Source organism: Roseovarius carneus, assembly GCF_020141465.1.
GTDB classification, from domain to species: domain Bacteria; phylum Pseudomonadota; class Alphaproteobacteria; order Rhodobacterales; family Rhodobacteraceae; genus Roseovarius; species Roseovarius carneus.
Window position 1 is genome coordinate 1,625,552 of the sequence record NZ_JAHSPD010000001.1, and the last position, 20,007, is coordinate 1,645,558.

16 protein-coding genes are annotated in these 20,007 nt (G+C 61.7%); 9 read left to right on the forward strand and 7 right to left on the reverse strand.

Annotated elements, in window-relative coordinates; translation table 11 throughout:
- Positions 1-162 precede the first annotated feature (162 nt).
- Together KUD11_RS08175 and KUD11_RS08180 are read left to right on the forward strand one after the other, a co-directional pair.
- Complete coding sequence (locus KUD11_RS08175) at positions 163-1,254, forward strand: efflux RND transporter periplasmic adaptor subunit (RefSeq protein WP_109385142.1); 1,092 nt, start codon at positions 163-165, stop codon at positions 1,252-1,254.
- Positions 1,254-4,409, forward strand: a complete 3,156-nt coding sequence (locus tag KUD11_RS08180; protein ID WP_109385141.1) for an efflux RND transporter permease subunit — start codon at positions 1,254-1,256, stop codon at positions 4,407-4,409. The genes KUD11_RS08175 and KUD11_RS08180 overlap by 1 nt, the downstream gene beginning before the upstream one ends.
- Before the next feature lie 17 nt (positions 4,410-4,426).
- Here the strand turns inward: KUD11_RS08180 and KUD11_RS08185 are convergent, their stop codons facing one another.
- The 4 genes from KUD11_RS08185 to KUD11_RS08200 are packed head-to-tail and all read right to left on the reverse strand — an operon-like array spanning position 4,427 to position 7,876.
- Positions 4,427-5,257: a metal ABC transporter permease gene (locus KUD11_RS08185; RefSeq protein WP_109385140.1), complete on the reverse strand. Its 831-nt coding sequence runs from the start codon at positions 5,255-5,257 to the stop codon at positions 4,427-4,429.
- Positions 5,257-6,114 (reverse strand): metal ABC transporter permease, encoded by an 858-nt coding sequence (locus KUD11_RS08190; protein ID WP_318010143.1) that lies wholly within the window; start codon positions 6,112-6,114, stop codon positions 5,257-5,259. Before KUD11_RS08190 ends, KUD11_RS08185 begins: the two co-directional genes overlap by 1 nt.
- The gene (locus KUD11_RS08195) at positions 6,111-6,992 is read right to left on the reverse strand and encodes a manganese/iron ABC transporter ATP-binding protein (protein WP_109385139.1); all 882 of its coding nucleotides are present in this window, start codon (positions 6,990-6,992) and stop codon (positions 6,111-6,113) included. Before KUD11_RS08195 ends, KUD11_RS08190 begins: the two co-directional genes overlap by 4 nt.
- Complete coding sequence (locus KUD11_RS08200; protein WP_109385138.1) at positions 6,989-7,876, reverse strand: metal ABC transporter substrate-binding protein; 888 nt, start codon at positions 7,874-7,876, stop codon at positions 6,989-6,991. Before KUD11_RS08200 ends, KUD11_RS08195 begins: the two co-directional genes overlap by 4 nt.
- A gap of 213 nt (positions 7,877-8,089) precedes the next feature.
- Between KUD11_RS08200 and KUD11_RS08205 the strand changes: the two genes are divergently transcribed.
- Genes KUD11_RS08205 through KUD11_RS08215 form a run of 3 tightly spaced genes read left to right on the forward strand, consistent with a single transcriptional unit; the run spans position 8,090 to position 11,716 of the window.
- Positions 8,090-10,144, forward strand: a complete 2,055-nt coding sequence (locus KUD11_RS08205; RefSeq protein WP_109385137.1) for an FAD-dependent oxidoreductase — start codon at positions 8,090-8,092, stop codon at positions 10,142-10,144.
- A 10-nt stretch (positions 10,145-10,154) separates the two neighbouring features.
- The gene (locus tag KUD11_RS08210; protein ID WP_109385136.1) at positions 10,155-11,345 is read left to right on the forward strand and encodes an aromatic ring-hydroxylating oxygenase subunit alpha; all 1,191 of its coding nucleotides are present in this window, start codon (positions 10,155-10,157) and stop codon (positions 11,343-11,345) included.
- A gap of 32 nt (positions 11,346-11,377) precedes the next feature.
- Positions 11,378-11,716 carry a cupin domain-containing protein gene (locus KUD11_RS08215; protein WP_109385135.1) on the forward strand — a complete coding sequence of 113 codons (339 nt, stop codon included), beginning with the start codon at positions 11,378-11,380 and terminating at the stop codon, positions 11,714-11,716.
- On the opposite strand, the gene KUD11_RS08220 is transcribed toward KUD11_RS08215, so the two are convergent.
- Positions 11,701-12,357, reverse strand: coding sequence for a TetR/AcrR family transcriptional regulator (locus KUD11_RS08220; protein ID WP_109385134.1), 657 nt, complete (start codon positions 12,355-12,357; stop codon positions 11,701-11,703). The genes KUD11_RS08215 and KUD11_RS08220 overlap by 16 nt on opposite strands.
- 154 nt (positions 12,358-12,511) lie before the next feature.
- On the opposite strand from KUD11_RS08220, the gene KUD11_RS08225 reads away from it, so the two are divergent.
- A complete protein-coding gene (locus tag KUD11_RS08225) occupies positions 12,512-13,882 on the forward strand; it encodes an aminotransferase (RefSeq protein ID WP_109385133.1) in 1,371 nt (456 codons plus the stop codon).
- A 9-nt stretch (positions 13,883-13,891) separates the two neighbouring features.
- Here the strand turns inward: KUD11_RS08225 and KUD11_RS08230 are convergent, their stop codons facing one another.
- Both KUD11_RS08230 and KUD11_RS08235 read right to left on the reverse strand, forming a co-directional pair.
- The gene (locus KUD11_RS08230; RefSeq protein ID WP_109385132.1) at positions 13,892-14,671 is read right to left on the reverse strand and encodes a methyltransferase domain-containing protein; all 780 of its coding nucleotides are present in this window, start codon (positions 14,669-14,671) and stop codon (positions 13,892-13,894) included.
- 10 nt (positions 14,672-14,681) lie between these two features.
- Positions 14,682-15,875 carry an aromatic ring-hydroxylating oxygenase subunit alpha gene (locus tag KUD11_RS08235; protein WP_109385131.1) on the reverse strand — a complete coding sequence of 398 codons (1,194 nt, stop codon included), beginning with the start codon at positions 15,873-15,875 and terminating at the stop codon, positions 14,682-14,684.
- A 409-nt stretch (positions 15,876-16,284) separates the two neighbouring features.
- Between KUD11_RS08235 and yajC the strand changes: the two genes are divergently transcribed.
- Genes yajC through KUD11_RS08250 form a run of 3 tightly spaced genes read left to right on the forward strand, consistent with a single transcriptional unit; the run spans position 16,285 to position 19,991 of the window.
- The gene (gene yajC, locus KUD11_RS08240) at positions 16,285-16,572 is read left to right on the forward strand and encodes a preprotein translocase subunit YajC (protein WP_109385130.1); all 288 of its coding nucleotides are present in this window, start codon (positions 16,285-16,287) and stop codon (positions 16,570-16,572) included.
- A 33-nt stretch (positions 16,573-16,605) separates the two neighbouring features.
- Complete coding sequence (secD, locus tag KUD11_RS08245; RefSeq protein WP_109385129.1) at positions 16,606-19,239, forward strand: protein translocase subunit SecD; 2,634 nt, start codon at positions 16,606-16,608, stop codon at positions 19,237-19,239.
- Positions 19,239-19,991 carry a sulfite exporter TauE/SafE family protein gene (locus KUD11_RS08250; protein ID WP_109385128.1) on the forward strand — a complete coding sequence of 251 codons (753 nt, stop codon included), beginning with the start codon at positions 19,239-19,241 and terminating at the stop codon, positions 19,989-19,991. Before secD ends, KUD11_RS08250 begins: the two co-directional genes overlap by 1 nt.
- Positions 19,992-20,007: the final 16 nt, after the last annotated feature.

A 20,007-nucleotide genomic window follows, 5' to 3' on the forward strand; every position in this document is an offset into this window, starting at 1 on the left:
TTGCGCGCCTTTCAAGCTGTGCATCCGCAGCATAGCGTCTGCGCATATGTGAGCAACCGCCACCCTTGCCAAGCGCAGGGGCAGGGTGCAGAACCAAGGCAGGCAGGGTTGCCGCGCTTGCTTTCGCGCTATGTGACCTACCCATAAAAAGGACAAAACCCCATGCGCCTCGCTGCATTTTTGCTCTGTATCCTATCACTCTCTAGCCCTGCCCTCGCGCAGGGCGGCCCCTCGATGGTGGGGGTTCAGGTGGTGGAGCCGCGTATGCTCTCGGAGACCGTGCCGGTCTTTGCCGAGGTCACGACCGCGCGTGATGGTGCCGTGGCCAGCCGGGTGGCGGGCAATGTGGAGATGGTTCATGTGCTGGCCGGGAGCCGGGTCGAGACGGGCGATCCGCTGGTGGAGCTTGATGATGAACTGCTCAGGATCATCCTCGTGCAATCGCAGGCACAGATCGCGGTGGCGGAATCCTCCATCGCCACGGCGGAGGTGCGGCTGTCGCGGGCGATGACCACCTTTGGGCGGATTGATGCGCTCAACACATCCGCCGCCTTCAGCCAGAGCCGCTTCGACGATGCGCAGGGCGAAGTGCAAGAGGCCCGTGCGCAATTGGCCGAGGCCCAGGCCCGTCAGAGAGGGGCCGAGGCGGAATTGGACGAAGCGCGCTACCAGCTGGAGCGCAGCACGATCACCGCGCCATTTCCCGGCGTGGTGCTTGAGGTGAACACGATCCCCGGCGCGTTCATCGCGGCGGGCACGCCGGTGGTGCGGCTCTTGGATATCAGCGCGTTCGAGATCGAGGCGCGGGTGCCTGCGCGCTATTTGCCGGGGCTGGTGCCGGGTCAGAAAATGATGGCGCGCACCGAGCTTGGCTCAGAGCTTGAGTTGGAGTTGCGCGCGCTCCTGCCTCTGGAGGATCGTGGCACGCGCACGCGTGCGGTGCGCTTCGCGGCACCGGGGTTGAGCGCGCTGGCTGACGCCGCCGTGGGCCAAAGCTGGACCGTGGATGTGCCCGTGGGCGCGCCGCGCGAAATGCTCTCGGTGCCCAAAGACGCGCTGGTCCAAGCGCCCGGCGGCTGGACCGTTTACGTGGCTGAAGAGGGCAAAGCCCAGCCGCGCCTTGTGCAGATCGGCCTGCCCATCGGCGACCGCTACGAGGTTCTGAGCGGGCTGGCCGAGGGTGATGTGGTGGTCGTGCGTGGCAATGAACGCCTGCGCCCCGGTCAGGATATCGCCCCGCAGGAGATCAACTGATGGATTTCATCCGCCACGCGATTGACAGGCCCGTGGCCGTGATGGCCCTTGTGGCCATGGCGATCCTTTTCGGGTTCATCGCGCTCACGCGGATCCCAATTCAGCTTGCGCCCGATGTGCGTAAACCCATCGTCGTGATCGAGACGGTCTGGCCCGGTGCCTCCCCCGCGGAGGTGGAGCGCGAGATCGTCAACCTTCAGGAAGAGGCGCTGCGCGGTCTGGACGGGTTGGAGATCATGACCTCTAGTTCCCAAACCGGGCAGGCGGAAGTGACGCTGGAATTCGGTGTCGGTACGGATATGAGCCAATCGCTGCTGCTGGTCTCAAACCGTCTGGACCGTGTGAGCGGCTATCCCGATGAGGCGTCCGAGCCTTCACTCAACACATCCGGGTCCGATGACAGCCCCATCGCGTGGGTCCTTCTGACCGCGCAGGAGGGCAACACGCGCGAAATGCCAACCTATGGTGATTTCGTCGAGGATGTCATTCAGGACCGGATCGAGCGGATCGAGGGTGTCTCGGCCGTGAACGTGTTCGGCGGCGTCACCCGCGAGCTTCAGGTCGTGGTCGATCCGCGCAGGCTCTCGCTCTACGGGATCACGGTGCCGCAGGTGGTGCAGCGCCTGAGGGCCGAGAACGTGTCTATCTCGGCAGGCGATGTGGACGAGGGCAAGCGGCGCTATGTGGTGCGCACCGAGGGTAATCTCAACACTGTGGACGCGATCCGCTCGGTCGTGCTGCGCTCGGACGCGGGGACGGGCGGGTTTGGCCGGGTCCGTGTGGGCGATGTGGCCGATGTGGCCTTTGCCTATCAAGAGCCCACGACGCGCCTGCGCTTCAAGGGGGAACCGGGGCTGGCCTTCAACATCGTGCGCGAGGCGGGTGCGAATGTGATCAGCGTGATGGAGGAAATCCGTGCGGTTCTGGCCGAGCTGAGTGCGGGGCCCATCGCTGCTGAAGGGCTGAACCTTGAGCAGGTCTATGACGAGACGATCTATATCGACGGCGCGATTGATCTGGTGACACAGAACATCTGGATAGGTGGCATATTGGCGGCGATCATTCTGCTGCTTTTCCTGCGAAGTCCGCGCGCCACATTGGTTGTGTCGCTGGCCATTCCCGTCTCCATCGTGGCCACGTTTGTCGTGATGGCCCTCACCGGGCGCACGCTGAACGTGATCTCGCTGGCGGGCATTGCTTTTGCCGTGGGCATGATCGTGGACGCAGCCATCGTGGTGCTGGAGAATATCTACCGCCTGCGCGAACAGGGGTTGAGCCGCCGCGAGGCCGCTCATAAAGGCGCCAGTCAGGTCTGGGGCGCCATCCTTGTATCGGCCCTCACGACCGTGCTTGTTTTTGTGCCGATCCTGATCATGCAGCTTGAGGCGGGGCAGCTTTTTCGCGACATCGCCGTGGCCATTTCCGTCTCGGTGATCTTGTCGCTTGTGGTGGCGGTGACGGTGATCCCCGCGCTGGCCAGCCGCCTTCTTGCCGGGGGAGAGCAGTCCAAGATGCGCATCTGGGGCGTGGACCACTTCGCGCGCGGCTTCCATGGCATGATCATGGCCTATACGCGGCTCACCGTGCGCTACCGCGCGGCGGGGCTGGTCATGGTCAGCGTGATCGCGGGCGGCGCGGCTGCGCTGAGTATCTTGTTCCTGCCGCGTCTGGAATACCTTCCCGAGGGGAACCGCAATCTGGTCTTTGGCGTGCTCATCCCGCCACCGGGCTACAACCTCGACACAACCGAGACAATCGCCGCCCGGATTGAGACCGTGGCCGCCCCCTTGTGGGAGGCCGCCCCCGCGTTGGAGACCGAAGAGGGCATCCCGACCATTTCCAACTTCTTCTTCGTGGCGCTGCCGGGCTCGTCCTTCGTGGGGGCAGCGGCCATGGACGGGCAACGCGCGGCGGAGCTTATCCCGGTGCTCAGCCAGCCCATCTTTGCCGAGCCGGGCACGTTTGGCTTCATGACACAGCCCTCGCTTTTTGGGCGCGGTGTGGGTGGCGGGCGCGCGATTGAGCTTAATGTCTCGGGGCAGGATTTGAACGAGATCCTTGGCGTTGCAGGCCGGGCGGCGGGGATTGTCAGTCAGATCCTGCCGCGCTCCGCGGGGCATCAGTTCCGCCCCATTCCGGGGCTGGAGCTTGGCGCGCCAGAGGTGCGGCTGATCCCGGACCGGCTCAGGCTGGCGGATGCGGGGCTGGATAGCTCTAGCCTTGCGGCAACAGTGGATGCGTTCAATGACGGGCTGCGCGTGGCCGAGATCACCGTGGGTGCGGAGCGTGTCGATCTGGTGCTGAAGGGCGATCCGTCCGTCTCGGACGCCGCGCGCACGCAGGATGTGGGCAATTATCCCGTGGTCACGCCCTCGGGGCAGATCGTGCCCGTCTCGGCGCTGGCTCAGGTGGTTCTGACCGCGGGCCCCACGGAAATCCGCCACCGCGACAGGCTGAGGACGGTGACGCTTGAAGTGCGCCCCTCCGACGCCCTGCCTCTGGAGGAGGCTGTGGAAATTCTGGAGCGTGACGTGGTGGCCGTGCTGGAGGCGCAGGGCCTTCCTGCGGATGTGCGCATCACCGTCTCCGGCACGGCGGATCAGCTGAGCCAGACATGGTCGGCCATTCAGATCAACCTCGTCGTGGCGCTGGTGATCGTGTTTTTGGTCATCGCGATCCTTTTCGAGAGCTTTGTTCTACCGCTCGTCATCCTCATCTCTGTGCCTGTCGCGGCGGCGGGGGGCGTGGGGGGGCTGGCCCTTCTCAACACCTATCAGATGCAGCCCTTGGATATGCTCACGCTCTTGGGCTTTGTGATCCTTGTGGGGATTGTGGTGAACAACGCGATCTTGATCGTGCACCAATCGCTATACCATTTGCGCGAGGAGGGGATGGAGCCCGTGGACGCCATCGAGGAGGCGACACGCAACCGCATCCGGCCCATTTTTATGTCCACGCTGACCAGCGTGATGGGGATGCTGCCGCTGATCGTGTTTCCGGGCGAAGGGTCGGAGCTTTATCGCGGGCTTGGGGCCGTGGTGGTTGGGGGGCTGTCGATGTCGGCGTTCCTGACGCTGCTGACGGTGCCGCCCTTGCTGCGGCTGGTGCTGCGCAAGCCCGAGGCAGCTGAGGATGCGGTGGGCGCGCAGGCCTAAGTGTTTTGCGAGCCGCTTTAGGCCCGCCGCTCTGCCGCGCGGATGCGAAGGTTTGCGCGGATGAAGGCCGCGATGAAGATCGCGGTCAGCACAAGGATCACGGTCGGCGCGGGCGCGCTGTCGAGGACAAACGCGATATAGACGCCCGCGACACCGGAAAAGAGCGTGACACCCACGGCGATGGGCAGCATCCGCTCAAACCGCTTGGTCAGCAAGAACGCAATCGCCCCCGGCGCGATCAAAAGACCAATCGACAGGATGATCCCCACCGCGGACAGCGTGGACACGATGGTGAGCGAGATCAGCGACAAAAGCCCGTAATGCAGCCATCCCGTGCGCAGCCCCACTGCCTGCGCCTGAATGGGATCAAAGGCGTGGAGCAAAAACTCGCGCCGCTTGGCAAGGATGATCAGGGCGGTGAACGCGGCCACGCCAAAGGCGGTCCAAAGCTCATCCGCGCCCACGCCCAGCATGTTGCCAAACAAGATGTGATCGAGATGCACCTCCGATGTGATCTTGGTGTAGAGCACGATCCCGAAGCCGAACATGCCCGAAAAGACCACCCCCATCACGGTGTCCTGCTTGACCCGGCTGTTTTGCGATAAAAACCCGGTGGAAAGCGCGCAGACCATGCCTGCGATAAACGCTCCGATGATCAGCGGCGCCCCGACGATATAGGCCACGACGATGCCCGGCAGCACTGCGTGGCTAATCGCGTCGCCCATCAAGGACCAGCCGCGTAGCACGAGATAGCATGACAAGAGCGCCGTGGGCACAGAGATGATCGCCATGATTAAAAACGCGTTCTGCATGAAGGCGAATTGGAAGGGTTGGAGGAGCGTCTCCATCACAGGCCCTCAAGCGCTTGGGCCGCGCGGCGGCGCGCGGCGAGGTAGCCATGTTTGGGTGCGAAAAAGAATGCGGCCAGAAACAGAAGCGTTTGCAGGCAGACAATCAGCCCGCCCGTGGCCCCGTCGAGGAAGAAGCTGAGATAAGCCCCGACGAAACAGGTGCCCGCCCCGATGGAGACGCTGAGGACCAACAGTCGCGGAAAACGGTCCGTCAGAAGATAGGCCGTGGCACCGGGCGTCACTACAAGCGCGATCACCAGAAACGCGCCCACGGTTTGCAACGCCGCCACGCAGGATGCCGACAGCAGCGTGAAGAAGATCACCCGCAACAGGCCGGGTCGGAGCCCGATGGAGCGCGCATGGTTTTCATCAAAGAAGGTGACCATGAAGTCCTTCCACTTGGCCGTGAGAATGGCCAGCGTGACAAAGCCGATGATGGCAAGTTGCAGCGTGTCGCCGGGAGTGATGGCGAGAATATTGCCCATCGTGATGGTCTGAATACTGACCGAGGCGGGCGAGAGCGAGACCATGAAGAGGCCGACCCCGAAGAAGGACGTGAAGATAAGGCCGATGATCGTATCTTCCTTCAGCCCCGAGCGTTGGTTGAGGAACAGCATGGTCCCGGCAGCCAGCCCACCAGCCGCGAACGCCCCCAGCGCGAAGGGCAGGCCGAGCATATAGGCCCCGGCGACGCCCGGCACGATGGAATGGCTGAGTGCGTCGCCGATCAGCGACCAGCCCTTGAGCATCAGATAGGCCGACAGAAACGCGCAGATCGCACCGACAAGGGCGCTCACCCACATCGCGTTGAGCATATAGCCATAGGTGAAGGGCAAGGTGAGCGTCTCGATCACTTGGACGCGGCCTTCTTGTCGGGCGGGGTGTCGGCGGACCCGTCGCCTTCATCGCCGTAGACCACGAAGGGCCGCTCGTCGTCGGTGATCACGCGGATCTGGCGCGCATCGTCGTCATCATGCAGGTCCGAGCCACCCAGAACAAAGTGCCTGAGTACGCCGCCAAAGGCCCGCTCAAGATTGGCATGGGTGAAGATATCTTCGGTCAAGCCGTGGGCGATGACCGTGTGTTTGACCAAAATGGTGCGGTCGCAAAACTCAGGGACGGAGCCGAGGTTATGGGTCGAGACCAGCATCACGCGGCCCTCGTCGCGCATCTCGCGCAAGAGCGCGATGATGGCCTCTTCGGTTTGCACGTCAACGCCGGTGAAAGGCTCATCCAGCAAGATCACTTGGCCTTCCTGGGCCAGGGCGCGGGCGAGGAAGACGCGCTTGCGCTGCCCGCCCGACAATTCGCCAATCTGGCGCTGGCGAAAATCGGCCATGCCCACACGCCCCAACGCGTCGGACACCGCCGCATGATCGGCGGCGCGGGGGCGGCGGAGAAAGCCCATATGGCCGTAACGGCCCATCATCACCACATCCTCGACCAGCACGGGAAAGGTCCAGTCAACCTCCTCGGCCTGCGGGACATAGGCGACGGTGTTGCGGCGCAGCGCCTCGCGGGCGGGCAATCCAAGCACGGTGATCTCACCGCGCGCGGCGGGGACAAACCCCATGATCGCTTTGAAAAGCGTAGATTTGCCCGCCCCGTTCACCCCCACTAGGGCTGTGATCGTCCCGGTGGGGATATCGAAGCTGGCATCGGTGAGGGCGGTCGCCCCATTGCGGTAGGTGACCGTGACGCCCTTGGCGGTGATGCCAGCCCCGGCGCTCACTCGGTCAGGCCCTCCGCAATCGTCTCGGCCGTCACGCGCAGCAGATCGAGATAGGTGGGCACGGGGCCATCCGCCTCGGTCAGGCTGTCGACATAGAGCACGCCTGCGTATTGCGCATCCGTTTCGCGGGCGACCTGCTCTGCGGGGGCTTGGGACACGGTGCTTTCGCAGAACACGGCCGGAATGTTGTTCTCGCGCACCCCGTCGATCACGCGGCGCACCTGTTGGGGCGTGCCTGTGGCGTCGGCGTTGATTGGCCAGAGATAAAGCTCGTTCATCTCGAAATCGCGCACAAGATAGCTGAACGCGCCCTCGCAGGAGACAAGCCAGCGCTGCTCTTGCGGGACGGCCATGATCCGGTCGCGCAGAGGGGCGATAGTGGCCGTGATCTCGGCCTTGTAGGCGGCAGCGTTAGCCTCATAAATGGCGGCGTTCTCCGGGTCGTGTTCGACAAATGCGTCGCGGATATTGTCCACGTAAATGAGCGCAGTTTCCAGACCCATCCACGCATGGGGGTTCGGTTTGCCTTCATATTCGCCCGAATTGATGCTCATCGGCTCGATCCCGTCGGAAAGGGTGGCGCTGGGCACGTCCGAGAGGTTGGCGAAGAACTGCTCGAACCATAGCTCAAGATTCAGCCCGTTCCACAGGATCAGGTCAGCATCCTGCGCACGGATGATGTCGCGCGGAGTGGGCTGGTAGCCGTGGATTTCGGCGCCGGCCTTGGTGATGCTTTCAACGATTGCAGCATCGCCGGCCACGTTGCGAGCCATGTCGGCGATGACGGTGAAGGTGGTTATGGCCTTGAATTTATCCTCGTCGGCGGCGGCAGGCATCCAAAGAGTGGCGGCCAAAGCGGCGCCGAGGGCAAGGGGTCTGATCATTGTGGGTGGCTCCTTTAGGGTTGCAAGTCTGGATCTTGATGTAGAGTGGCAGGGGGTGGGTGTAAATAGGAATGAGAACTATTCTCAAAAAAGATATGCGCAAACCTCAGCCGCAAAAGTTTATTCGAGCGCTCAATTAACTTTACGTGGCGCGCTCGCGGCGCTAGCGTTCAGTCCTGCGCCACGCGCAACCATGTAAACAGGGGCGAGCCAATGGCCAGCGGTGCAGATTATTCCATCCTTTTCGAGCGTGTGAAAATCGGCCCCGTCACCGCGCGCAACCGTTTCTATCAGGTGCCTCATTGCAACGGCATGGGCTATGTTAGGCCCCGCGCCGAGGCCGCGATGCGCGGCATGAAGGCCGAAGGCGGCTGGGCCGTTATTGCGAATCAGGAGACTGAAATTCATCCCACCTCGGACCTTTCGCCCTTTGCGGAAGGGCGGCTTTGGGATGCGCGCGATATTCCTGGCCTGCGCCTGATGACGGATGCGGTGCACGACCATGGCGGACTGGCGGCGGTGGAGCTTGCCCATAACGGGCATCACGCGCCCAACCACCTGACACGCGCGCCGGTTTTGGGCGCGTCCGAGCTGTCGCTCGACGTGGCCTTCCCCAAACAGGCCCGCGCGATGGACAAGGCCGATATCAAAGCGCTGCGTGCCTGGCATAAGGCCGCGGCGATCCGCGCGCGCGATGCGGGGTTCGACATCATCTATGTCTATGCGGGCCACCATATGACCATCGCACAGCATTTCCTTTTGCCGCAATTCAATGACCGGATGGACGAGTATGGCGGAACTCTTGAGAACCGCGTGCGGCTGACCCGCGAGCTTCTGGAGGATACGCGCGAGGTGGTTGGCGATACGTGTGGCATCGCCATGCGCCTCGCCGTTGATGAGATGCGCGGCCCGGATGGGATGCAGGCCGCCGAGGAAGGACGCGCCGTCGTGGAGATGCTGGCCGAGCTGCCTGATCTGTGGGACGTGAACGTGGCCGATTGGGCCAATGACAGTGTCACCTCCCGGTTTCAGCAGGCCGAGGGGTATCAGAACGACTACATTTCCTTTGTCAAACAGGTCACGACCAAGCCCGTGGTTGCCGTGGGCCGTATCGGCTCGCCCGACATGATGGCGTCGATGGTGCGCAAGGGGATCGTGGATTTCATCGGGGCCGCGCGCCCGTCGATCTCGGACCCGTTTTTGCCCAAGAAGATCGAAGAGGGCCGGATCGAGGAGATACGCGAGTGTATCGGCTGCAACATCTGCGTCTCCGCTGACAGCCTCAGCGTGCCTATTCGCTGCACGCAAAACCCCACGATGGGCGAGGAATGGCGGCGTGGCTGGCATCCGGAAAAGATCGCGCCCAAAGGGTCTGAGGAGGCGGCGCTCGTCGTGGGCGCGGGGCCTGCGGGGCTTGAATGCGCGATGCAGCTGGCGCGGCGAGGCTATGACGTGACGCTGGCCGAGGCGGGCCCTGAGATGGGCGGGCGGGTGCTGGCCGAATCCGGTCTTCCGGGGCTTGGCGCGTGGAAGCGTGTGGCCGATCACCGGCTTTATGATCTGTCTCAGCGCGGCAATGTGCAGATGTTCACCGGCAGCGCGCTTGGGGCGGAAGAGGTGCTGGAGCTTGGCATCCCCAACGTCTTTATCGCGACGGGCAGCCATTGGCGCGCCGATGGGCGGGGCCGTAACACGCTTGGGGGGTTGGAGACTGATGGCAGCCTGCGGGTCTTGACGCCTGACGATATTATGGCGGGCAAGCGCCCGCCTGCGGGACCAGTGATGATCTATGACGATGATCAGGCCTATCTCGCGGGCGTGATCGCCGAGCTTCTGGCCGCCTCGCATCCTGTGGTCTTCGTTACCCCCGCCAACATGGTCTCGCCTTTCACCGAGCTGACGCTGGAGCAGCACCGCATTCAGCGCCGCCTTATCGAGCTGGACGTGGAGATCATCACCCATCACAGCCTTGCCGCCCTCAAGGCCACGCCGCAAATCGCCTGCTCCTATACCGGGCGGTTGCGTGACATCGCCTGTGCGAGCGTGGTTCTGGTGACCGAACGGGTGCGTGAGACGGCGCTTTATGACAGCCTGCGCGCGCAGGACCACGGGCTGCGCACGCTGTCGCTTATCGGGGATGCGGCAAATCCGGGGATGATCGCGGATGCGGTCTATGAGGGTCACCGCGCCGCACGCAATTTTGAGCGTGACCCGGCTGAGGTGGATGCGGAATTCTTCCGGCGCGAAATGACCGCGCTCAGCGATTAGGAGACATGTGATGGCCAAGGACATGAGTGATCTGGGCGGCTACCGCGAAGGGTTTGCCTTGCCGCGTGCGTTCTACACGGACCCCGCGATTTATGAGCGCGACATCACTTGCTATTGGAACCAAAGCTGGATTTGGGTGGGTCATATCAGTCAGATCCCCAATCCCGGCGATTATTTCCTCTTCGATTATGGCCCCGAGAGCATCATCATCGTGCGCACCCAAAGCGGTGAGGTGCGCGCCCATCTCAACGTGTGCCGCCACCGGGGCAGCCGGGTCTGCACGCAAGGTGAGGGCAACACGCGGCTGTTTGTGTGCCCCTATCACGCGTGGAGCTTTGATCTCGAAGGGAGCCTGCGGGGCGGGCGGGCGATGGGGCCGGATTTTGATCCCGGTGAGTGGGGTCTGTTCCCCGCGCATCTGCGTATATTCGAGGGCCTGATTTTCATCAGCACAGCAGAGACGCCACCCCCGATTGACGCAGGGCTTGAGCAGTTGAAGCCCTTGGCGGCCCCTTTTGATTTGTCCAATCTGAAAGTGGCGCATGAGGCGTCGTACCCGGTGCCCGCCAACTGGAAACTCGCGGTCGAGAATTATATGGAGTGTTATCACTGCGCCCCCTCGCACAAGGAATATGCGCGCAGCCATACCCTGAAAGACCCGCGCGATGTGACCGCCCTGGACCCCGCGCTGAAAGAGCGGTCCCGCGCCATTGGCTTGTCCACAGAAACGGTTCAGGCTGGCGGTGCGACGGCTGTGGCCCCCGGCGCGGATATCTATTGGCGGCGCTATCCGCTCTTTGAGGGGTATGACACCGGCAGCCAGACCGGCAAGGGAGTCGCACCGCTGCTTGGCACGCTCACAGGATATGACGGCGGGGCCACCGATCTTGGCGTGGGCGCGCTCAACAACCTGCTGATCTACGCCGATCACGTGGTCGGCTATCGCTTCGTTCCGCGCGGGCTTCAGGAGACTGACATTCAAGTCGTGTGGTATGTGCGCGGGAACGCGGTCGAGGGGCGCGACTATGACCGCGAGGCGCTCACATGGCTCTGGCACGTCACGTCATTGGATGATGAGCGGATCATCCGCCATAATCAGGCGGGTGTGAACTCGCACCATTTTCAGCCTGGTCCCCTATCGGAAATGGAATGGGGCATAGACGGGTTTTACCGCGGATACCTCGCGTTTCTGCAGCGCTGACCAGACGCTTAAATAACTTAAGGAGAGACCAAATGGACCCGATCAAACCCGAAGACCGCCGCGTGGCCAATATCCACACGGCCGCGTTCACGCCCTTCTACTCGGACGGCAAGATGGACGGCGAAGTGCTGCAACTTGGTGGCGATGCAAAGCTTGGCAAGGGCTTCTACATCTACCGCATGGCCCCCGGCACCACCACCACGCCTCACCAGCATCGCGGGGACGAGGAGTTTTTTATCATTGATGGCGATCTCACCGACAATGATGGCACGGAGTATGGCCCCGGCGATCTGGTGTGGCTTCGTGATGGAACCCAGCACTGCTCAACCACGAAAAATGGTTGTGTGATCGTGGTCTACGAGGTCCCCTGAGCCCGCGCACGAATCGCATCCGCCTGCGCCGGGATAAGCCGGCAGACCAAGGCGAGGGTCGCGTGATGCGCGCTCTCGCGCGTCACACTTGCGGGTGAGACGTGCAGGTGCTGCCAATAGCCGTCCGAGATCGTGTCAATCCACTCGGCCACTTCTGCGATCTCGGCCTCGGGTGCGTCTGGCATAAGCTTGGCACAAATCTGCCGCACCGCTGCTGCGCGGTTGGTGTCAAATTCAGCGGATACGTCGGCATATTGGGGCGTGAATTTTTGCTCGCCCCAGAAGGCAAACCACACGGCCAGCGCTTGCGGGTTGCACACGCGCGGTGAGAAATCCGCACGAATCAGCGACACGATCTGATCCAGCGGATCGTCGCCCGCGCTTGTGATTGCATGCTCCCATGTGCGTTGATAGGCGGCGTAATGCTCGGCCAAGGCGGCGGCCAAAAGCCCCGCCTTGGATTTGAAGTAAAACACCGCCACGCCTTGGCTTAGCCCCGCCTCATTGGCCACGGTGGCCAACGTGGTGCGAGACAACCCGTTGGCCGCGATGGAGCGCAGGGCGGCATCCAAAAGCTGCTGACGGCGCTTGTCGGCATTGGCTTTGCGCTCTTTGCGGGGTCTGTCGGTCGTGGTGCTCATAGCAGGGGCCTTTCTTCGGGGGCCTTGTCCTAATTGATGCGTATCTTTTCACAGTCACAGCGCACTGTCAGCCAGAATAATTTATTTGAGCGCTCAAAAAACTTTACGGGAAGGCCGGAGCACGATAGGTTTTGATCAAATAAGGAGAAATGCCATGCCCGATAGCAACGCCCCCTCGATCGAGACGCTGAACGAGTGGAACCGCACCAATCAATTGCCGCCCTGGGCGTCGATGAATTCGTGGCGCGAAGAGGCCTATCCGATGCTCACCGAAGCGCAGGGCATTTACATGTGGGATGATGCGGGCAAGCGCTTTATCGACGGGCCGGGTGGCATGTGGTGTGTGCAGATCGGATATGGGCGCGCGGAGATGGCCAAGGCGATCTCGGATCAGGTGATGAAGTTGCCTTATAATTCGCCGTGGAGCAGCGCGAGCGAGCCCTCCACTGTGCTTGCGCACAAGATTGCAGAGCGCGCTCCGGGTGATCTGAATAATGTGTTTTTCACAACTGGTGGTTCCACCGCTGTGGATACAGCATTACGCATGGTTCATTTTATGAACAACCGCCTTGGCCGGCCTGAGAAGAAAATGATGATCGCGCGCGAGAAGGGCTATCATGGCTCGACCTATCTTGCGGCGTCTGTGACCGGCAAGGAGCGCGACAAGACCAGCTTTGACGTGGCCCATGATCTGGTGCGCTTTTTGCCAGATGTGAACCCCTATATCCGCCCCGAAGGTATGTCCGTTGAGGCGTGGTGCGATGCAAAGGTGAATGATCTCGAACAGCTGATCTTAGAGCTGGGGCCCGAGAATGTCGGCGGCTTCATCGCCGAGCCGATCCTGTGCTCCGGCGGCGTGATCATTCCTCCCGAGGGCTACCATCGCCGCACGCTGGAGATCTGCCGCAAGCATGACATCCTTTATATCTCGGACGAGGTTGTCACCGGGTTTGGCCGTCTGGGCCATTGGTTCGCCTCTGAGGCGGTGTTCGATATCGTCCCGGATATGATCACCTGCGCCAAGGGCCTCACCTCGGGTTATCAGGCGCTGGGCGCGTGCATCATTTCAGACCGGATCATGGAGCGGATCACCGGGCCGGACGAGAACGTGATGTTCTCCAACGGCTATACCTATTCGGCCCATCCTGTGTCTTGTGCCGCAGCGCTGAAGAACATGGATATCTTTGAGGATGAAGGCATCCTTGAGCATGTCCGCGAGATCACGCCTTACTTTCAGGAACGTCTTCAGGCGCTTACGAAGTTCTCCATCGTAGGCGATGTGCGCGGCATGGGCCTGTTGGGCTGTATCGAGGGCAAGCTGGAGGATACCTCCGGCCTCGCGGCGGACAAAAAGCTGGGCGCGCTTCTGGATGCGGCCTGCGAGCGGCGCGGCCTTCTGGTGCGGCCTTTGATCAACATGGCGGTCTTCTCGCCGCCGCTGATCATCACCCGCGCGCAGATCGACGAGATGTTCGATATTCTTGAAGACGCGCTTGAGGAGGTCACTGAAGCCATGGGGGCGTGACCCTCAGCCTCAGGGCTTGCGCCCTCTGAGATGATGCGGGCAATGCTCGCCCGTCTCAAGAACATGCAGCATGGCGCGCCATGTGATGATGTTATCGTTGAGAAATTCCTCGCCGACGCGGGCAATGAAGTCCGCACGGCGCGTGATATCCAACTCTTCCAGCTCTCCGGTCGCCTTGGCCGTGTACCACGGATTGCGGTTCACGATGCGGATCTGGTCAAAGCCTGCACTCCGCAGCGCCGCATCATATCGAACGGGGCTCGCCATCTCGAAATCCAAGCCCTCGGCTTTGATATAGGCCGCCATTTCCGGTGAGGGCGCGTCGTCATGTGAGATCATCCAGTCCGAGGCCGTGAACCATCCGCCGGGTTTCAGCACCCGGAAAACGTCATGGGCCAGCGCCTCTTTATCGCCTATGTGTATGATCGCATCCTTGGAGAACACGACGTCAAATTGCGCTGGGCCAAAGGGCAGGGGGCCGGGCGCCACTTTCATAATTGTGACAGTGTTTTGGGCGCCTGCCGCTTTGATGCGCGCAGAGGCGGCACTGCACACCGTGTCCTCCACGTCGATCCCGGTGACGTGGCCCGCGCCATACTCCTGCGCCAAAGCCAACGTGATCGCCCCACTGCCGCATCCGATATCGAGCACCGATTTTCCGGTCAGATCAAGACCCTCCAGCACGCGTGCCACCTCCTCGGGGCCGCCGGGCGAAAGGTATCCTTCGCCCCAAAGCTCCTCCAGAAAGGCGGTCATCTGCGCGTCGTAATGCTCATGCTCTGCGGACATCGTCTGTTCCTTACTCTGCGGCCTCCAGCAATGCTGCATTGCGCGTGGCCATTGTGCCGTCTGCTGGCTCATCTTCGCGCAAGACGGGGAAATGATCGCGCAGGATCTCGTGATAGCTGTGCACGCCATATTCCAGATCTGACAGGATGATCCTGTCATAGCCCGAGGAGAACGCCGCCTCCCATGTCCATTCTATCAATTGTTCGTCTTCTTTGCTGGTGATTCTGTCGATCCGCATGCTCAGATAGCGGGCAAGGCGCATCCGGCGGTCCTCATCGGCGCGCTTGTAGCTTGCGCTGCGCTGGATCGTCTCGCCCACGGCCTGCGGGAATTCATGATAGAAAATCACCTGATCGGGGTAAAAACCGAAGACGAGGTTGGGAAACACCCCGACATAGAGCCACGCCCTTGCATGCTCCTCGTCCAGTTTTTCGGGGGGCTGCATGATTTTGAGATAGTTGCGCACGCTCCAATGCCGCCCGCCACCTTCGCGGAACCCACCGTAAGAGCGCGATGTGCCGCCCTCGAACGCCTCGTCATAGTAATTGGGGCCGTAGAGATCATGCAGGCCGGGATGGGCGAGGGGAACGTGATAGCCCTCATTGTCCACATCGCGCACGCATTTCCAATTGGCCGTCATCGGCGTGGCGTCGAACCCATCGCCTGACGGCTGGAGCTGGTCCAGATCATATTGGGCCACCTCGGCATCAAATTTAGCGAGGATTTCGTGCATTTTGGGCTGTGGCCCCGGCAGGAAACGCACAAAGATGAAGCCCTGCCAGACATCCATCTCAATCGGTTTAAGCCCATGGGTCACCGGGTCAAGCTCGGGCAGGGTGCCGGGCTGTGCGGCGCCGCGCAGCGTGCCGTCAAGATTATAGGCCCAGCCGTGGAAGGGGCAGATGATGGCCGATTTGCACGTCCCGCTGGCCTCGGCCACAACGCGCGAGCCACGATGCCGACAGAGGTTGTGAAAGGCGCGCACCGTTCCCTCGCGGTCGCGGATGACCAAGGCCCGCTCGCCGACCGTGTCGAGGGTCATGAAATCGCCTGCACCGGGAATATCGCTTTCGTGGCAGACAAGCTGCCAGTGGCGGCGGAAGAGCTGTTCTTTTTCCATCTCCAGCAATTCCTCGCTGAAAAAGCTCCATGCGGGCAGGCCGCGACGGTCCCAATCATTGGGGATGGGGGCGTTTTGTGTCATGGCGAAATCCGATCTGGCTTTAACTGTTCTGGAGCTTTCTAATTTATTTAAGCGCTCAAACAATAATTGGCAATCCTTTTCGCTAGATGACGCGCTGCTGGCGGAGGATGGGCCGCGTTACGATGGCTCTTGTAGCACTTGGCCCCGCCCTAAGTGATCATGGCGGGCGGCGACCCACCATGCATCCGTGGGTTGGTCGTGGCCCCTATCCGCCCGTCAAAAGCCGCGTGGTGCGTTCGGCCGCCGCCGCACCACGCGCCTCATGAGTGCGCCCCTCGGTGCCTTGGCAAAAATGAAGCGACGGTGCGGGGCTGTAACCGCCGTTTCGCGCCTTGCAAAACCTCGCACCGGACCATAGGTTCTGCGCAATTCAGCGGGGGTCTCCCGCCTGGCACGAAGGAGCATCCTCATGGACGGCGGCGCACTGACACAATTTATCCCACTGATTTTGATCTTTGCGATCATGTATCTCCTTCTCATCCGACCTCAGCAGAAAAAGCTGAAGGCGCATCAGGCCATGGTGCAAGCCCTGCGCCGTGGTGATCAGGTGGTCACCCAAGGCGGCGTGATCGGCAAGGTGTCCAAGGTCAAGGAAGACGACGAGATCGAGCTTGAGATTGCAACCGGCGTCAAGGTCCGTGTGATCAAGACCACCATCGCGCAGGTTCTCTCCAAGACCGAGCCCGCCGAAGGCTGATCCCGGCCTATCCTCTGACATAAAGGCGGCGACATGCTCCAGATCGATCTGTGGAAACGTTTTTGCATCTGGGGTCTTGTCGCCCTTGGGCTGCTTTTGGCAATGCCCAACGGGTTTTACGGACAGGTCGAGCGGCACAATGATGCCGCCGCTGCCATCGAGGCAGGCGAACCGGCAGCCCCGCTGGCCGATGATCTTGCGGGTTGGCCCACCTTCCTGCCGTCGAGCCTTGTAAACCTCGGGCTTGATCTGCGCGGCGGCGCGCATCTTCTGGCCGAGGTGAAGGTCGAGCAGGTCTATCAGGCCCGCGTGGAGGGCATGTGGCCACAGGTGCGCGACATCCTGCGCGACGCGCGCAGCGAGATTGGCACGATCCGTCTTCAGCCTATGGAAGGGGCCGAGCTTCGTGTGCGCCTCAATGAGCGCCCCGATCAGGTGGGTGAGGCCGCGCGCCTTGTCCAATCCATCGCCCAGCCCGTGACCAGCCTCACCGGCACAATGGCCAATGATATCGAGGTCGAGACCGAAGGCGACAGCATCGTGATCCGGCTCAGCGAGGCCGAAAAACGCGCCACCGACGAGCGCACCGTGCGCCAATCGCTCGAAATCATCCGCCGCCGGATCGATGAGGTTGGCACGCGTGAGCCGACAATTCAGCGCCAAGGCTCCGACCGCATCCTCATTCAGGTGCCGGGCATCGGCAGCGCGGCTGAACTCAAAGCCATCATCGGGACCACGGCGCAGCTCACCTTTCAGCCCGTCCTGGGCCGCACCGGCAGCGCCAATGAGCGCCCCGGGCCGGGCAACGAAGTCCTGCCCTCTCTGGATGAGCCGGGCGCGTTCTATATCCTTGAGACAGCACCCGTTGTGTCGGGTGAGGATCTGGTCGATGCCCAGCCCGATTTTGACCAAAATGGCCGCCCCGCCGTCTCTTTCCGGTTCAACCCTGTAGGTGCGCGCGCCTTTGGCGATTACACCGCGCAGAATATCGGCAACCCTTTTGCCATCGTTTTGGATGATGAGGTGATCAGCGCGCCGGTTATTCAAAGCCATATCGCCGGCGGTTCGGGCATCATCACGGGCAATTTCTCGGTGGAGGAAAGCACCAATTTGGCGGTGCTTTTGCGCGCAGGCGCCTTGCCGGCAGAGCTTGTGTTTCTCGAAGAACGCACGGTCGGGCCAGAGCTTGGCGCCGATAGTATCGCGGCGGGTGAGCTTGCGTGTATCGTGGCGTTTGCCTTCGTGCTGGTCTTTATGTTTCTCAGTTATGGCCTCTTCGGGATATTCGCCAACATAGCGCTTATCATCAATGTGGGGCTGATATTCGGCCTTCTAAGTCTGATCGGCGCGACCCTTACCCTGCCGGGGATTGCGGGTATCGTGCTGACCATCGGGATGGCGGTGGATGCCAACGTGCTGGTGTTTGAGCGCATACGCGAGGAGGCCAAGACCGCCAGAGGTCCTGCCCGCGCCATCGAACTTGGCTATGAAAAGGCGCTGAGCGCCATCACCGATGCCAACATCACGACGTTCATCACTGCCGTGATCCTCTTCGCCATGGGCTCCGGGCCGGTGCGCGGCTTTGCGATCACGCTGGGCCTCGGCATCATCACCTCGGTCTTTACGGCCATCTTCGTGACGCGCTTGATCGTGATCATTTGGTATGAGCGCAAACGCCCCAAAACCTTGCTTCAGGGGCGTTATCTGCGCCTCGTGCGGCAGGACACCAGCTTTGATTTTTTCAGCCGCTGGCGCATGTGGCTTGGTGTGGCGGGCGTTCTGATCACCGTGGCGTTTGGCTCGTTCCTGATTCAAGGCCTGAATTTCGGCATTGATTTCAAGGGCGGCACCACGCTTAGAACACAAAGCGAGCAGCCCGTGGATATCGGGCAATACCGTGACAGTATCGCGCCCTTGGAGCTTGGGGACATCTCCATCACCGAGGTGTTCGACCCAAACTTTGGCGATGATAAAAACGTGGCCATGATCCGAATTCAGGCGCAGGAGGGGGAGGAATCCGTCTCGCCAGAGATCATCCAAACGGTTGAGGATGCGTTGGCTGTTCAAGTCCCGGATATTCAGTTTACCTCCGTTGAAAGTGTTGGCCCCAAAGTGTCGGGCGAGTTGATAACGGCGGCGGCGATTGCCGTGGTTCTCGCGATCGGCGCGGTGCTGATCTACATCTGGATGCGGTTTGAATGGCAATTTGCGCTGGGTGCGGTGGTTGCCCTCGTCCACGATGTTGTGCTCACAATCGGGATCTTCTCCGAGCTACAGATTCAGTTTGACCTGGCCATTATCGCGGCACTTCTCACGATCGTAGGCTACTCGCTCAACGATACGGTGGTTGTCTTTGACCGCGTGCGTGAGAACCTGCGAAAATTCAAGAAACGACCCTTGGCCGAAGTTCTCAACGTGTCGATCAACGAGACGCTCAGTCGGACCGTCATGACCTCGGTGACCACGCTTCTCGCGCTTCTGGCCCTCTTCGTGCTCGGTGGGGATGTGATCCGGGGCTTTGTCTTTGCGATGATCTGGGGTGTTCTGGTGGGGACGTATAGCTCGGTCTTTGTGGCCTCCACGGTCCTTTTGTGGCTGGGCGTGACGCGCGATTGGTCCAAGCCGGATAACACCAACGGTAATCAGTTTGCTAACGTAGATGCATAATGCTTGACGCCTTGATCGCGGTACTGGCCACGCCGGGCTTTGGGTGGCTGGTGCTAGCGATCTCGGTCGCGGGTATTGTGCGCGGCTTCACGGGCTTTGGCACGGCTTTGATTTTTGTCCCCGTGGCAGGGCTTTTCCTGCCTGCGGCCCATGTGATCGCCACGATTACCATGACAGGCATTGCAAGCACGGCGGCCCTTTTGCCGCGCGCGTGGCGACATGCGAGCCACCGCGAGGTCGGGCTGATGGTGCTGGGCGCGCTGCCGACTGTGCCGCTTGGCCTGATGGTGATGGACAGTCTTGAGGGCCTAACAGTCCGCTGGATCGTGGCGGGGATCGCGGGCGCCACTCTTCTGGCGCTTGTCTCTGGCTGGCGCTACAGCGGCACAGTTACGCGCCCTGGCCTTGTCGCCATCGGTGCGGCGGCGGGGCTGGCGGGGGGCATGACGGGCCTGACGGGGCCGGTGGTGATCCTCTTTTATCTCGCGGGACAAGCGGGGGCGCAGACGGTGCGGGCCAATACGATCCTCTTTCTCGCGGGGCTTGATGTCGTGGTTGTGAGCAACCTGCTGTTGCGCGGTTTTGCGGGATTTGAGGTGATCTGGCTGGCCCTCGCCCTTGCTGTGCCCTATTTTATCACCAGCTTGATTGGTCAGGCCCTCTTTGATCCGGCCCGCGAGACCCTTTATCGGCGCGCGGCGCTGGGTGTTATCGCGCTGGCGGTGCTGAGCGGTCTGCCGGTTTGGAGCTGAGACCAAAGCCCAAGGA

Excerpts from the sequence above, each read along its gene's own strand:
- KUD11_RS08175 (WP_109385142.1), top strand. The coding sequence starts at position 163 with ATGCGCCTCGCTGCATTTTTGCTCTGTATCCTATCACTCTCTAGCCCT.
- KUD11_RS08180 (WP_109385141.1), top strand. The coding sequence starts at position 1,254 with ATGGATTTCATCCGCCACGCGATTGACAGGCCCGTGGCCGTGATGGCC.
- KUD11_RS08185 (WP_109385140.1), bottom strand. The coding sequence starts at position 5,257 with ATGGAGACGCTCCTCCAACCCTTCCAATTCGCCTTCATGCAGAACGCG.
- KUD11_RS08200 (WP_109385138.1), bottom strand. The coding sequence starts at position 7,876 with ATGATCAGACCCCTTGCCCTCGGCGCCGCTTTGGCCGCCACTCTTTGG.
- KUD11_RS08205 (WP_109385137.1), top strand. The coding sequence starts at position 8,090 with ATGGCCAGCGGTGCAGATTATTCCATCCTTTTCGAGCGTGTGAAAATC.
- KUD11_RS08210 (WP_109385136.1), top strand. The coding sequence starts at position 10,155 with ATGGCCAAGGACATGAGTGATCTGGGCGGCTACCGCGAAGGGTTTGCC.
- KUD11_RS08215 (WP_109385135.1), top strand. The coding sequence starts at position 11,378 with ATGGACCCGATCAAACCCGAAGACCGCCGCGTGGCCAATATCCACACG.
- KUD11_RS08220 (WP_109385134.1), bottom strand. The coding sequence starts at position 12,357 with ATGAGCACCACGACCGACAGACCCCGCAAAGAGCGCAAAGCCAATGCC.
- KUD11_RS08225 (WP_109385133.1), top strand. The coding sequence starts at position 12,512 with ATGCCCGATAGCAACGCCCCCTCGATCGAGACGCTGAACGAGTGGAAC.
- KUD11_RS08230 (WP_109385132.1), bottom strand. The coding sequence starts at position 14,671 with ATGTCCGCAGAGCATGAGCATTACGACGCGCAGATGACCGCCTTTCTG.
- KUD11_RS08235 (WP_109385131.1), bottom strand. The coding sequence starts at position 15,875 with ATGACACAAAACGCCCCCATCCCCAATGATTGGGACCGTCGCGGCCTG.
- yajC (WP_109385130.1), top strand. The coding sequence starts at position 16,285 with ATGGACGGCGGCGCACTGACACAATTTATCCCACTGATTTTGATCTTT.
- secD (WP_109385129.1), top strand. The coding sequence starts at position 16,606 with ATGCTCCAGATCGATCTGTGGAAACGTTTTTGCATCTGGGGTCTTGTC.
- KUD11_RS08250 (WP_109385128.1), top strand. The coding sequence starts at position 19,239 with ATGCTTGACGCCTTGATCGCGGTACTGGCCACGCCGGGCTTTGGGTGG.